This is a genomic window from Sphingomonas sp. BK036, from assembly GCF_004216825.1.
Lineage (GTDB): Bacteria > Pseudomonadota > Alphaproteobacteria > Sphingomonadales > Sphingomonadaceae > Sphingomonas.
The window spans coordinates 431,721-445,399 of the sequence record NZ_SGXR01000005.1 but is presented as its reverse complement, the minus strand read 5'-3'; the positions used below and the strand labels follow the sequence as shown (position 1 = coordinate 445,399).

Sequence of the window (13,679 nt, the reverse complement as noted above, 5' to 3'; positions counted from 1 at the left end):
AGAAAACCAAAAAGCCAAATTATTTGGCAAATTCGTTTTTCCGATCGAAGGGGCCGTGGTGGGCGACAAAGTCGGCATGGTTGGGCAATGTTTGCGCGCTGCGTATTGTAGCGGCGCGGATCTGGCGAATCGCGTCCGCAACGCGGTCCGCATCGAGTGCATCGACGATCGGATCATAGCCGGCCGGGATGACGTTCTGGCCGAGCAGCACCTGCACCCAGCTCGAGATCCCGAACAGTTCGTCGTCGTAGCGAAACACTCGCCCCTTTTGGCGAAAAAGCGCTATCTTGCGCGTCAGGCTGTCGGGGATCGGCATCGTCCGGACATGCCGCCAGAAGGCGGAATCGTCGCGGCGGGTGGCATGATAGTGCAGGATGATGAAGTCGCGCACCGAGGTATAAGCGTCGCCCATCAGCCGGTTATATTCGTCGCGCTCGACGTCAGAGAAGCCGCGGTCGGGGAACAGCGCGAAGAGTTTCGAGATGCCGGTCTGGATCAGGTGGATGCTGGTCGATTCGAGCGGCTCGAGGAAACCGCCGGCAAGCCCGAGAGCGATGACGTTGCCCTTCCACATGCTGGTCCGGCGCCCCGCCTTGAAGCGGATCTGACGCGGCTCGGCGGTTGGCCTGGAATCGAGGTTCGCCAGCAGCACAGCGGTCGCTTCGTCGTCCGAGATGTACGCGCTGGAATAGACATGGCCGTTGCCGGTGCGATGCTGAAGCGGGATCCGCCACTGCCAGCCGGCGGTCCGCGCCGTCGCGCGCGTATAGGGGAGTAGCGGCGCGGTTGGCTCGGTCGGGACCGCCACCGCGCGGTCGCAGGGCAGCCAGTGCGACCAGTCCTCGAACGGTACGCCCATCGTGTCGCCGAGCAGCAGGCTGCGAAATCCCGAACAGTCGATGAAGAGGTCGCCGTCGACCGATCTCCCGTCATCGAGGCGCACTGCGCGGACATGGCCTGTGTCGGGATCGCGATCGGCGCGGGTGATCCGTCCTTCGATCCGGGTGACACCGCCGGCCTCGGCGCGACGGCGCAGGAACGCGGCGTAGAGCCCCGCGTCGAAATGATAGGCATAGGCAAGCGGCGCGGTCTGCGGCCCGGTGGGCAGGCCGAACCGGTTCAGATAGGCGGCAACGGCGGAGGGGGCATAGGCGTCGATCCCGCCGATACCCGGACGATCGCGCAGCTTGAGCCAGAGTTGGTGGAAGGCGAGGCCCTGGATATCGCGGCCATGCCCGCCGAACGCGTGCATGTACCGGTCATCACCGGTGTCCCATCCGACGAATTCTATTCCGAGCTTGTACGTGGCGCCGGTCGCGCGAAGGAACTCGCGTTCGTCGACGCCGATCAGCGCGTTGAACCCCAGGATTGGCGGGATCGTCGCCTCGCCGACGCCGACCGTGCCTATCGCATCGGACTCGATCAGGATAATTTGGCGCTGGCCGTCGTCGAGATAGCGCGCGGCGGCGGCGGCGGTCATCCAGCCCGCGGTCCCGCCGCCGACGATGACGACCTTGCGGATCGGGCCTGGGTTCGGATCGGTCATCGGCCACGCTCCAGTCGCGCGAGATAAGCGGGGTAGGGGGGAAGGCGCGCCGGCAGCGCCGCAGTCGCGTCGGCAAGCTGCTGGAGCGTCGCTGCGATCGCCTCCGACGGGCTGGCGGACGCGATCGGATCGGCGATCCGAGGAATCATGCCGATCCCCAGCAGCAGCCCGTGCCAGTCGTCCTTGTCGAAACTCTCGTCCTCGTAGAACGGCAGGCGTCCGCGATGCGCGAACTGTTCCAGCGTGTGCGCCAGGCTGTCGGGCCGCGGCAGGCGCGCGACGCGCTTCCAGAACGGCCCGCGCGTTCGTCCGGTCGGGAGATAATGCGCCGCCTGAAAATCCCGGACACGCGCCGCCTGGCGGTGGCTGCGTTGGTTAAATTCGGCAAGTTCGGTCGGCGCGCAGTCCCGCCCCGGCAATAGGTCGATCGCGCGCAGGATGGTGCTGTGCACGAGGTGGAGATTGGCGTCTGCCAGCGGATCAAGCACGGCCGCGGCATCGCCCAGTGCCAGGACGTTATGCCGCCACGGTTCGGCTCGGACACCCAGTGCAAGCGGAACGACCGTGTCGCCGGCCGGCAATATGCGGCGGGCGCTGGAATCGGACGTCTGATCGGCCGCGTAGCCAAGCCCGACGAGAGTCCGGTCGCGCAGCGGTTGCACGAACCGCCAGCCTGCGGGCACCGCGATCCGGTCATCGGTCGGTGTCGCGATCTGTGCCGACGCGGCCCCGAGCAACAGGCGATCGACCGGCAGCCAGCGCCGCCAATCGTCCCACTGCGTATCCAGCGCCGATCGCAACGGTGCGGCGGGGCCCGAACAGTCGAGGTACAGATCGGCCGCGACGCGCCGACCGTCGGCAAGCAGGAGCGTCGCAATATGCCCGTCGCTGCCGCGCTCCACGCCGGCATAGACGCCGGGAACGGGGATGATCCCAATATGCCGGGCAAGTGCTCGCAACAGGTCGCGGTAGCGCGGCGGGTCGAGCCGCCACGCATAGCCGAACCCCGAGATCGGCGAGCGCGGATCATCCGACGGATGGACGAACCGGTCCGCAGCCGCGAGCGTTGCGGGTACCGAAAACGCATCGAACGCCGCGGTCTTCCCGGAACGGCGCGCGTTCAGCCAATGCTGGTGAAACGTACCCGGCGCGATCGCACCGCCGCGCTCGCCATGCGCCAGCACGAACGGCACCCCGTCGGCACGCCAGTCCGACAGGCGCGTGCCTAGCCGGTGTGTCGCCCCCGCCGCCAGCAGATCGCGTTCGCGCAGGCCGATCCGGTCATGAAAGTCGGCGATCGAAGGCAGCGTGCCTGCCAGGCGGTCGGTCAGTGCGGCCGGATCGTCCGGGGTCTCGATCACTGTCACCGCGAGCCCGGGCAGCGCGCGCGTGAACGCGATCGCCGCGGACAGGCCGACGATCCCGGCGCCGAGCACCGCGATGCTGCGGATAGGCGGGCGGGCGGTCATGCGGCGATCGTCGCGTTGCGGCGTGCGATGAACGTGCCATGGTCGGGCATCGCGGTTGCCGTGGCGGCGACGTGATCGCGCAGGCTGGCGATCGCGCGGTCGAGACCGTCTAGGCCCGGACGGTCGGCACGCTGGTCCCAGGCTTGCGGCATGATGCCCTGTCCGAGATAGACCGCGATCCAGCTCGGTTCGAGGAACAGCCCCTCACTATACTGCGTCACGCGTCCAGCGCGGCGGAACAGCTCGATCTTGTCGGCGAGCGTGACCGGGACGTCCATCGTCCGGACATGGTTCCAGAAGTCCGAATCGTCGCGGGTCGTCGCGTGATAATGCAGGATCAGGAAATCGCGGATGCGGTCATATTCCATGTCGACCATGCGGTTGAATTCGGTCCGGTCCGCCGCGGCGATACCGTCAGCGCGTAGGTTCTGCGGGAACAGCTCGATCAGTTGCGTGATCGCCATCTGCGCGAGGTAGATGCTCGTCGATTCGAGCGGCTCGAGGAACCCCGACGCAAGGCCGATCGCGACGACGTTGCCCACCCAGCTGTTGCGGCGACGGCCGGCGCGGAATTTGAGGACTCGCGGATCGGCGAGCGGCGTGCCTTCGACCGAGGCGACCAGCGCATCGGCTGCGGCTTGGTCCGCGATATGCGCGCTCGAATAGACGTAGCCGTTGCCAACGCGGTGCTGGAGCGGGATGCGCCACTGCCACCCGGCTGGTTTCGCGGTCGCGCGCGTATAAGGCTCGATCGGCCCGTCCGGCGAGGTGCAGGGCATCGCGACGGCGCGGTCGCAGGGCAGCCAGCGCGACCAGTCTTCCCAGGGTTCGGCCATCGCGTCGCCGAGCAGCAGGCTGCGGAACCCCGAACAATCGACGAAAAGGTCGCCCTCGACCGCTTCGCCCGAGTCCAGGCGGAGCGCGCGGACGTCGCCGTTCAGGGGATCCCGGTCGACCGACACGATCCGCGCTTCGGTCCGGCGCGCGCCGTGGGCTTCGGCAAAATGGCGGAGATAGGGGCCGAACAACGTCGCATCGAACTGATAGGCATAACCGAAGCTCGCGGCCAGATCGTCGGGCGCGCCATCCGGGATGGCGAAGCGGTGGCGCTTGGCGGCGGCGACCGCGACCGAATAGTCGCCGATCGGCCCGGCGCGGCCTGCCGCGGCAAGGCGGAGCCAGTAATGGTGGAAGCCGACATCGTCGAGCGGTCGGCCGAAACTGCCGAACGGGTGAATGTAGCTGTCGCCGATCGCGCCGAAATCGCGGAAGTCGATCCCGAGCTTGAAGGTCGCATGCGTGGCGCGCATGAAATCGGCCTCGTCCAGGCCCAGGCGGTCGACGAAGGCACGGATGTGCGGCAGCGTTGCCTCACCGACCCCGACGATCCCGATATCCGCCGACTCGACCAGATGGACCGAGCACGCGACCGGCAACAGCCGCACAAGCGCCGCGGCCGTCATCCACCCAGCCGTCCCGCCGCCCACCACGACGACCCGCGTTTTGCGCATATCCATTGGCCCTCCATCCTCGCGCCACACCGCTTTGCACAGCCCCTTATCGTTAGGGCCGTTCCGAACCTGTTACACTTTGGCAACACATCGGATGTGTCCGACATATCTGTATTTCAAATTGTCTTATTCAACTTGTGATCCGAAATATTGCTGCCTAACATCTTGGCAAGACGGGCGATGGACGTTCGTCGATCTGGGGAAGCGCGACAAGACCGTCTGCTCGATGAGCAGCGGCGATCGTGCTGAGGATGTTTGGGGAAGTATCATGGCTGGTGTTGCATCATCGCGGGCGATCGCCCGCGCGACGCGTCTGTTTGGCGCGAGCGTTTCGATAATCGCGATCGCCGTGATGGCGCCGTCCGCCTTCGCGCAGGTCGCCGCTTCTGCCCCGTCCGATCCACAGGCCGTTCCGGCTCCGGCAGGCTCTGGCGTCGCCAGCACGACGTCTGGCTCTGCCAGCCTGGACTCGGCGACCGCGGGCACGGCGTCCGGTTCAGCGAGCAACACGACCGGCACGTCGGGCGCGGCGCAGGATGCCGGCAACCCCACCCCGGACACCGAGCGCGGCGAGATCGTCGTTACGGGCATCCGTCAGAGCCTCGCCAACGCGCAGAACATCAAGCGTAACTCCGATACCGTCGTCGACGCGATCACGGCCGAAGACATCGGTGCGCTGCCCGACCGTTCGGTCAACGAAGCACTGCAGCGCGTGCCGGGCGTGTCGATCAGCCGCTTCGCCGCCCCCAGCGACTCGGCGCATTATTCGGCGCAGGGTTCAGGTGTGGTGATCCGCGGCCTCAGCTATGTCCGTGGCGAATTCAATGGCCGTGACGCGTTTGCCGCTGGCGGCGGTCGCGAGATCGGCTTCAACGATATTCCGGCGGAGATCGTCGGCTCGGTCGAGGTCTTCAAGAACCTCACCGCCGATCTGGTCGAGGGCGGTATCGCCGGCACCGTCAACATCAACACGCGCAAGCCGTTCGATTCGAAGAAGGACTTGTTGTTCCTCTCGGCCGGCATGAACCTTGGTGATCTGGAGAAGCGCGGTGCGCCGCAGTTCGTCGGGCTTGTCTCCAAGCAGTTCGATCTCGGCAGCGCAGGCCGGTTCGGCATCCTGGCGAGCGGCACCTATCAGAAGCTGTACAGCCGATCTGACTCGGTGTTCATCTCGTCGATGCTGCCACGCTACAACGACGACAAAAACGGCAACGGCGTCCAGGATGCCGGCGAAGGTCGCGTGCTGAACGCGGGTACGCCGTACCAGTCGACGCTGTTCGATACCTTCCCGCTGCCCGCGGGTCGCAACGTGGTGTACGCACCGCTGGGCGCAGGCTCACGGACGCAGGATTTCGATCGGACGCGCATCGGCTATTCGGGCGCCGCGCAGTACGAGACCGCGTCGGGCAACCTGCTCATCACCGCGCAGTTCGTGCGCGCCGAGTCGACCGACGACTGGCTTGAGCACACCGTCGAGCCGAACGTCTATTACGGCGATGCCAACACGGTGTTCCCGGTCGGCGGATCGGACTTCACGTACGACGACAACGGCGTCTTCACGAGCGGGACTCTGGGCAAGCGCAGCGGCGCGGTGCAGGGCAACGGCCCGAACGGCTATGGCGTGCTGTCGCAGTTCTCGCCAAACGGTGTGTTCACGACCGAATCCAACCGGCACTTCTTCTCGAGGTCGATCTCGCAGGATCAGTCGCTCAACATCAAGTTCGAGCCGATCGATCGCCTCCACCTGAACTTTGACGGGCAATATGCGACATCGAAGGTCAAGGTTCGCGACGACATCCTCGATACCGCGACGTTCAGCCAGACCGCGATCGACCTGCGCGGCAGCGTTCCGCAGATCACGTCGATCACGCCTGGGTTCGAAACCACAAGCTATTTCGCCAACCCGAACTCGATCTATTTCCGCGACGCGTTCAATGGCCGTCAAGACAACAAGGGTCATGAGTGGGCGTTCCGCGGCGACGCGCAGTTCGATGTCAGCGACACCGCGTTCCTGCGCAACGTGCGGGTTGGTGGTCGCTATGCCGATCGCAAGCAGCTGGTGAAGTCGGTCGACTACAACAACTGGGGCTATCTGTCCGAGACGTGGTCGGCCAAGGGTCCAGTGACCTATGCGGCGCTCGCTCAGGACGAGCAAAGCCTGCATAATTTCACCAACTTCTTCCGCGGGAAGACCAACACGCCGCCGAGCGCGACGTTCGTTGCCGACGACATCCTGCGCGATCATGATGCGTTCACCGATTTGTTGCGCAAGATCACGACGCTTGGTGGCGGTACCTATACGCCAGCCGAGGACCGCAAGACGTCGGATGGCAGCGCGTTGATCGACGGCGCATACCTGCCGAGCGAGCTGTACCGCAACCGCGAGCAAACCATGGCGGCCTATGCCCGGGCCGATTTCGGCGTCGAGGATTTCGGCAATGGCATGAGCCTGACCGGCAATATCGGCGTGCGCTTCGTACGAACCAAGGATAGCTCAGACGGTGCGATCACCTTCCCGCAGCAGAACACGATCTTCGATCCGAACAATCTGCCTGCCAATCCCAATGGCGGCGCCTATCCGGCAACGCTGGCCGGGTTCTGCCAGTCGCAGCGCGACGTGCCGCCGACATCGGGTTCGATCAACGCCATCTGCACCGTGCCGGCTGCCCAGCAGGCCGCGATCCTCGCTTATGCCAATGGATCGTCGACACCCGATATCGCCAAGCAGAAGTTCAACTTCTGGTTGCCGAGCGCGAACGTGAAGCTTCAGGTCACCCCGACCTTGCTGTTCCGTGCGGCCGGATCGAAGGCGATCTCGCGACCGAACTTCGGCGATTTGCGCAACTATGTCGGCGTCGGTACGTCGGGTGGCAACACGGCCGGCAACTTCCAGTTCGCCGCGCAGTCCCGGAACCCATTCCTGCGTCCCGTCGAGGCACTCCAGTTCGACCTTACCAGCGAGTGGTATTTCTCGAAGGTTGGCTCGCTGACCGCGACGCTGTTCCACAAGACGCTGTCGAACATCATCGTCGACAATCTGGGCTACACGCGCACGCTGACCAACAATGGCCAGACGTTCGACGTGCAGGTCAGCGGCCCCGCCAATGTCGACGGCAAGTCGCGGATCAAGGGTGCGGAAATCGCGTATCAGCAGACCTTTGACTTCCTGCCCGGCGCACTCGGCGGCCTAGGGCTGCAGGCGAACTACACCTATGTGAAGGCCGGCAAGATCCCCAACCCGGTGCCTGCCAATGGCGCTGCGGACGGTAGCCGCCCGCCGCAGGATGTCGCCGGTCTCTATGACAACTTGCCGTTGCAGGGCCTGTCGAAGCATACGGTCAACGTCGCTGGCTTCTACGACAAGGGGCCGTTCTATGCGCGTGTTGCGTATAGTTGGCGCTCGAAATTCCTGCTGACGAACCGCGATTGCTGCTTCCCGTTCCTGCCGGTCTATGCACTGCCGACCGGCCAGCTCGACGCCTCGGCGTTCGTGACGGTGAACGAGCATTTCAAGCTAGGCGTGACCGCATCGAACCTGCTGGACGAAACGACCAAGACCAACTTCCTGCTGAACGGCGCGGGGCTCGAAGCGCCGCGCAGCTTCTTCAAGAACGATCGGTCGTACACGCTGTCGGCACGCATGACCTTCTAAGGTCTGGCGGGACCGAAGGCCGGGGATTACACGCACGCTATGAGTGACATCCCCGGCCTTGCCGTCGCCGAGACCGGCGCGATCGATGCGGCGCGGTTCGAAGCCGAAATCGCGCATGGTTACCGGCCCGTGGTCATGCGCGGATTGGCCGCGCACTGGCCCGCGGTGCGTGCCGCGCAAAGATCCAACCGCGCGATCGGCGAGCATATCGTGTCGTTCGACGGCGGGCGCTCTGCCGACGTGATGGTCGCACAGCGCGACGTTGGCGGCCGTTTCTTCTACAATGACGATCTGAGCGGCTTCAATTTCGAGCGCGCTAAGGCCCCGATCCCGACGTTGGTCGACCAGTTGATCGCGTTGCAGGGTGTGCCGGGTGCGCCTGCGATCTATGCTGGGGCGGCCGCCGCGGGTGAATTCCTGCCGGGGTGGGCCGAAGCCAACGTCCTGCCGCTACCAACGCCCGATGCGGTGCCGCGCGTATGGCTTGGCAACGAGAGCCGCGTCTCGACGCATTACGACGTGTCGAGCAACGTCGCGGTCGTAGTCGCGGGGCGGCGGCGGTTCTGCCTGTTTCCACCTGAGCAGGGGCCTAATCTCTATGTCGGTCCGCTCGATGTGACGATCGCCGGCCAGCCGGTCAGCCTTGTTGATCTCGAAGCCCCCGATCTCGATCGCTACCCCCGGTTTGCGGACGCGCGCGCGCAGATGCAGGTGACCGTGCTGGAGCCGGGCGACGCGATCTTCATCCCGTCGATGTGGTGGCATGACGTCAAGGCGCTCGGGCGGTTCAACGTGCTGGTCAATTACTGGTGGGGGCAGGGAGGTGCGGCGTCGCCATTCCCCGCGCTGATCCACGCGATCCTGGCGATCCGCGATTTGCCTGAGGGCGAGCGCGCAGCGGTGCGGGGGTGGTTCGATCAATATGTGTTCGGTGACGAGGCCAAGGCTGCTGCCGCGCATCTGCCGGAGGCGATGCGCGGCGTTCTCGGCGAACCGTCGCTGGAACGGACGGACGCGATCCGTGGGTATCTCGCGCGGACCCTGGAGCGGCTCTAGCGCGCGCGGGTCGCGTCGAGGAACGCGGCCGTCCAGACCAGCGGTGCGTTCCAGTTGATCGCGACCTCGTTGACGGTGAAGGCGCGGTAGTCGTCGATCCAGCAGGTTTGCGGCGCACACCCCTTCATCGGCCCGGGTTCCCGCGCGGCGGCGGAGTTGGGGCCGCCGGACAGGACGCCGGTCGGCGGTGCGGGATAGCGCGGGTCCGCCGCGGCCGCCCAGAAACGGTGGTGTGGGTACTGCATCGGACGCGTACCGATGCCGGTGACGTAGGACCGGTCGAGCGGGTTGCGGCCGACGATATAGTCGACACTGGCCACCACGGCGTCACGATAGGCAGGTTTGCGGTCGATCTGCCACGCGACGCCGAGTACGATCGCCCGGTTGAGGATCGAACTGCTCGAGCCCCAGGGATAGTTCGTCCCGGCGAACGGAATACCGTAGCCGCTGCGCTTGCCCTCAGCGACGAAGCCGTCAGCGAGCGCAGCGATGCGGGTGCGCAGCATGGCGCGATCGTCGGCAGGCAGCATGCCGCCCGGCAGCGTCGCCAGCGTCAGCGCGCCGGCCAGCCTTAACGAGCCCCAGCTTATCTCCGTGCCTGGATCGGTGAAGAGGCGGTCGTCGCGCAGGCGATCGAGGAACGCTGGCTCGCGCGTGGTGGCGTAGAGCTGTGCCGCCGCGAAGGTGAATTCGTCGCGGACGTCCGGGTCGCCATAGCCGCCGCTGCCGGTGAAATCCGAACTGGTGAGCAGCGCGGGGTACCGGAGCGCAGCGGCCCACCCGCGCCGTGCCGCGGTGAGGCAGCGGGCGGCGAAGGCGGGGTCGATCGTCCGCCAGATCCGCGCGCACTGCGCGGCAACGCCGACCATGTTGAGCGTCGCCGCAGTCGACGGCGGGTAAAGGAATCGGGTCTGGCGATCGTCGGCGGGCGCAGTCGGAATCGTCGTCCAGTGCTCGTCCGCGATCTTGGTATGGACGAGGCCGCTCGCGTCGATCGTCTCGAACCGGGTGATCGCCTTGCCCGCGATGCCGGCATCGGGCGGGACCGCAAGGCGCGTGGCGTCGGGGATCTGCATCGACAGGAGGAACGTGACTTCGACGCGCGCTTCGTCGAGCAGGTCATCGACATGGTTGGCACGTTCGGGCAGCGCGAGGCGGCCGTCGGCGAACGCGTTTGCGTCTCCGAGCGCGGCCAGACGCTCGTGCAGATCGAGCAACGTCCAGGTCGAGACGCCCCCGTTGACGACATATTTGCCGTGGTCGCCCGCGTCGTACCAACCGCCGGTTGCGTCGATCCGGTACGCGCACCCGGGCCACTGGACGCCCTTCTGGTCGCGCCCGGCAAAGCAGGTGGCGATGTCGGGGGCGTGGCCGGCGGGGCGGGCGAGATCCTTGCGTTCAACGAAGGCGGGGAGGATCGGTACGCCGCTGCGCTGTTGATAGAAGAAGGCCATCGCCGCGGTCGCGAGCGGCGCGAACGGTCGGTCGGCGATCGCGAAGGCGTGGCTGGCGGTCGCTCCGACATGGAGGTGATAGCCGGTACCGGGCATCCGGAATGCGCCGAAGTCGATCCGGTGGGCGCTTTCGCCTGAGGCGGCGTCCGGTCCTGCCGGGATCGTCCGGCCCGACGCGACGACGGTGCCATGCGCATCGGTAAGCGTCCATGCGAGCGGGTTCGTTTGCACAGATGGCAGGACCGCGATCTTGGGACCGCGCGTCTCGAACCCGGCCTGGTCGATGTGGATCGGGGCTTGCGTGGCGGCGGTCGTCAGTGCGACCGCCGCCATGCCGAGCAGGCGCGGGGTCAGTCGCCGCATTTGGTCATCGATACGGGCGCGGAGTCGATCTTCACGTCGGAGATCGACAGGCCGAGCGTGCCGTCGGTGGCGATCACGAACGGCGCGGTGACCTGCGCCATGTCGATGCCGCGCTTGGCGAAGCACTGCAGCGGCACGATCACCTGCTGCCAGTCGCCGATCTTGGTCGTAGCGAGCGTCCTGGTGATCGGGACCGTGATCGCCTTGCCGTCGCTGCTGACCATGCCGAGCGCGACCGGCGCGGTGGCGGGACGATCGACGCGGACGTCGACGACGAGGCTCAGTTCGCCGTTGCTCTCGCGAGTCAGGTCGAGCGGCCCGGACGCCTCGATCCGCGTGTCCGCAGGCCCGCCCGCCCAGACGAACGCGCGTGCGTCCTCCTGGCGGCGGCGGTCGACGGCGGAGGCGGTGAGGCGCTTGGTCGCGGTCGTTGCGTTGACACTGAGCAGGCGGACCTTCGACTGGCCCTGCTCGACCAACGTCAGCGACCAACCCTCGGGAACGCGGCCCTTCCCGAAGACCGTTCCGTTGAACGACGCGGCCATGCCGGCGGGGCGCGCCTCGTCGAGCTTGGGGACCGTGCCCGGCTTGGCGTAGCTGAGGCCATAGCCGAACGCGAACAGCGGGTCGTAGCCGGGGTCGGAGCGGTTGAGCGTGTACTGGTCGGGGCGCTTGGGCCAGGAGAAGCTCAGCTTGCCGCGGAAGTCGTTGGCGACGCTGCCGTCTTTCTTGCGGAACAGGACATCGGCGACGCCGCCGCCTTCGCTGCCCGGCAGGAACGCCGCGACGAACGCATCGGAGGCGTTGAGTTCGGCATTCACCCAGAGCGGGCGGCCCGACAGGAACACGGCGACGACCGGCACGCCCGCTGCCTTCAGCTTGCGCAGGAGTTCGAGGTCAGCCTTGTCGTCGGGGCTGTATTCGAGGTTCGGACGGTCGCCCTTGAACTCGGCATAGGGCTGTTCGCCGAACACGACGACCGCCGCATCGGGCTTCTTGGCGTAGCGGCCGTCCGCCGACAACGTCGCGGTGCCGCCGGCGTCTTTGACCGCGGTGCTGATCCCCGACCAGATCGACTGCGCGTTGGGGAAGTCCGCGTTGGTGGTGCCGCCGCCCTGCCAGGTGAGCGACCAGCCGCCGGCCTGTTGCGGGATATTGTCCGCGCCGCCGCCCGCGACGAGGATGTTGGCCGAGGGTTTCAGCGGGAGCAGCCCGCCTTCGTTCTTGAGCAGGACCATCGACTCGCGCGCGGCGCGCCGGGCGATCGCGCGGTGGTCCGCCGCACCGATCAGGGTCATCTTGCCTGCGAGCGCGCGCGACGACGGGCGGCCGCGATCGAAACTGCCCGCGCGGATCTTCACGCGCAGGATGCGGCGGACCGCGTCGTCGAGGCGCGCGGCGGGAATCTCGCCCGACTGCGCCTGTTTCAGCGTGTTGGCGTAGAGCGTCTTCCAGCCGCTGCCCGAATACATGAACATGTCGAGCCCGGCGTTGATCGCCGCCGCACAGCTCTCGTTCGAGCAGCCGTCGACCTGGCCGTGCCCGTTCCAGTCGCCGACGACGAAGCCGTCGAAATGGAGGCGGTCCTTGAGCACGCCGGTGAGCAAGCTCTTGTTGCCGTGCATCTTCGCGCCGTTCCAGCTCGAGAAGCTGGCCATCACCGACTGCGTGCCGGCCTCGATCGCCGCGGGATAGCCGCCGAGATGGATGTCGCGAAGCGTCGTTTCGGGGATCCGCGCGTCGCCCTGGTCGCGGCCTCCGGTGCCGCCGTCGCCGAGGAAGTGCTTGGTCGTCGCGATCACGTGGTCGGGGGCGAGGAAGTCCTTCGTGCCGACCTTGCCCTGGACGCCTTCGATCACCGCGCCGGCATAGTCGGCCTGGATCTGCGGCTCCTCCGAATAGCTCTCATAGGTGCGGCCCCAGCGATCGTCGCGGACGACCGCGAGCGTCGGCGCGAAGGTCCAGTCGATGCCGGCGGCGGCGGTCTCGATCGCGGTGACGTGGCCGATCTCGCGCATCAGGTCGCGGTCGCGCGCGGCGCCGAGGCCGATATTGTGCGGGAAGAGAGTCGCACCGGGGATGTTGTTGTTACCGTGGACCGCATCGGTGCCCCAGATCACCGGTATCGCCGGGCGGCCGTCGCTGCGTGCCATCGACGCGTCGTAAAACTGGTCGGCGAGTTTGAGCCACTCGATCGGCGGCGCGAGATCGTTGCCGCCGGGGCCGGCATTGCCGCCGTTGAGGATCGAGCCGAGCTTGTAGGTACGCAGGTCCGAGGGCTCGATGCTGGCGATGTCGACCTGGATCAGCTGGCCGATCTTGTCCGCGACCGACATGCGTTTCAGGATCGCCTCGATCCGCGCCTCGACCTTCGGATCGCGCAAGGGGCGGGCATTGGCGGTCGGCCAGATCTCCGGATGCGCTACCGAGGACACGGGGGCGGTGGGTGGCGCTACCGGCGTCGCCGCCGACTGCAGCAGTAGCGCGATCGTTAACGTGGAAAACCCTGCCGACATCTTACTCTCCCCCGGGGCGGTGGGCATCATCCGTGCCTTGGCAGCCCTGCTACCGGGTTAGCGCTACAACGTGCAATTGAATTGCGTTTTCGGCCGCTCAGATCGTCCGATG

At 66.6% G+C, this 13,679-nt stretch carries 7 protein-coding genes; 2 read left to right on the top strand and 5 right to left on the bottom strand.

Features of this window, described 5'->3' with window-relative positions; all coding sequences use genetic code 11:
• Nucleotides 1–19: 19 nt before the first annotated feature.
• From EV283_RS12175 to EV283_RS12165, 3 genes are read right to left on the bottom strand one after another with little or no spacing between them, the layout of a single operon-like run.
• Entirely contained in the window at nucleotides 20–1,546 is a 1,527-nt protein-coding gene (locus EV283_RS12175; RefSeq protein ID WP_130325684.1) for a tryptophan halogenase family protein, read from the bottom strand.
• Nucleotides 1,543–3,015 (bottom strand): tryptophan 7-halogenase, encoded by a 1,473-nt coding sequence (locus tag EV283_RS12170; protein ID WP_130325682.1) that lies wholly within the window; start codon nucleotides 3,013–3,015, stop codon nucleotides 1,543–1,545. Before EV283_RS12170 ends, EV283_RS12175 begins: the two co-directional genes overlap by 4 nt.
• Nucleotides 3,012–4,532 (bottom strand): tryptophan halogenase family protein, encoded by a 1,521-nt coding sequence (locus tag EV283_RS12165; RefSeq protein ID WP_130325680.1) that lies wholly within the window; start codon nucleotides 4,530–4,532, stop codon nucleotides 3,012–3,014. The genes EV283_RS12170 and EV283_RS12165 overlap by 4 nt, the downstream gene beginning before the upstream one ends.
• Nucleotides 4,533–4,794: 262 nt before the next feature.
• On the opposite strand from EV283_RS12165, the gene EV283_RS12160 reads away from it, so the two are divergent.
• Both EV283_RS12160 and EV283_RS12155 read left to right on the top strand, forming a co-directional pair.
• Nucleotides 4,795–8,178, top strand: a complete 3,384-nt coding sequence (locus EV283_RS12160) for a TonB-dependent receptor (protein ID WP_165391775.1) — start codon at nucleotides 4,795–4,797, stop codon at nucleotides 8,176–8,178.
• Nucleotides 8,179–8,217: 39 nt separating this feature from the next.
• Nucleotides 8,218–9,234, top strand: a complete 1,017-nt coding sequence (locus EV283_RS12155) for a cupin-like domain-containing protein (RefSeq protein ID WP_130325676.1) — start codon at nucleotides 8,218–8,220, stop codon at nucleotides 9,232–9,234.
• On the opposite strand, the gene EV283_RS12150 is transcribed toward EV283_RS12155, so the two are convergent.
• Together EV283_RS12150 and EV283_RS12145 are read right to left on the bottom strand one after the other, a co-directional pair.
• Entirely contained in the window at nucleotides 9,231–11,051 is a 1,821-nt protein-coding gene (locus EV283_RS12150; protein ID WP_130325674.1) for a glycoside hydrolase family 9 protein, read from the bottom strand. The genes EV283_RS12155 and EV283_RS12150 overlap by 4 nt on opposite strands.
• Nucleotides 11,039–13,567 (bottom strand): exo 1,3/1,4-beta-D-glucan glucohydrolase, encoded by a 2,529-nt coding sequence (locus EV283_RS12145; protein ID WP_130325672.1) that lies wholly within the window; start codon nucleotides 13,565–13,567, stop codon nucleotides 11,039–11,041. Before EV283_RS12145 ends, EV283_RS12150 begins: the two co-directional genes overlap by 13 nt.
• Nucleotides 13,568–13,679 lie beyond the last annotated feature (112 nt).

What these genes read in the sequence shown, in the direction of transcription:
- EV283_RS12175 (WP_130325684.1), bottom strand. Translation starts at nt 1,546, where the DNA reads ATGACCGATCCGAACCCAGGCCCGATCCGCAAGGTCGTCATCGTCGGC.
- EV283_RS12170 (WP_130325682.1), bottom strand. Translation starts at nt 3,015, where the DNA reads ATGACCGCCCGCCCGCCTATCCGCAGCATCGCGGTGCTCGGCGCCGGG.
- EV283_RS12165 (WP_130325680.1), bottom strand. Translation starts at nt 4,532, where the DNA reads ATGGATATGCGCAAAACGCGGGTCGTCGTGGTGGGCGGCGGGACGGCT.
- EV283_RS12160 (WP_165391775.1), top strand. Translation starts at nt 4,795, where the DNA reads ATGGCTGGTGTTGCATCATCGCGGGCGATCGCCCGCGCGACGCGTCTG.
- EV283_RS12155 (WP_130325676.1), top strand. Translation starts at nt 8,218, where the DNA reads ATGAGTGACATCCCCGGCCTTGCCGTCGCCGAGACCGGCGCGATCGAT.
- EV283_RS12150 (WP_130325674.1), bottom strand. Translation starts at nt 11,051, where the DNA reads ATGCGGCGACTGACCCCGCGCCTGCTCGGCATGGCGGCGGTCGCACTG.
- EV283_RS12145 (WP_130325672.1), bottom strand. Translation starts at nt 13,567, where the DNA reads ATGTCGGCAGGGTTTTCCACGTTAACGATCGCGCTACTGCTGCAGTCG.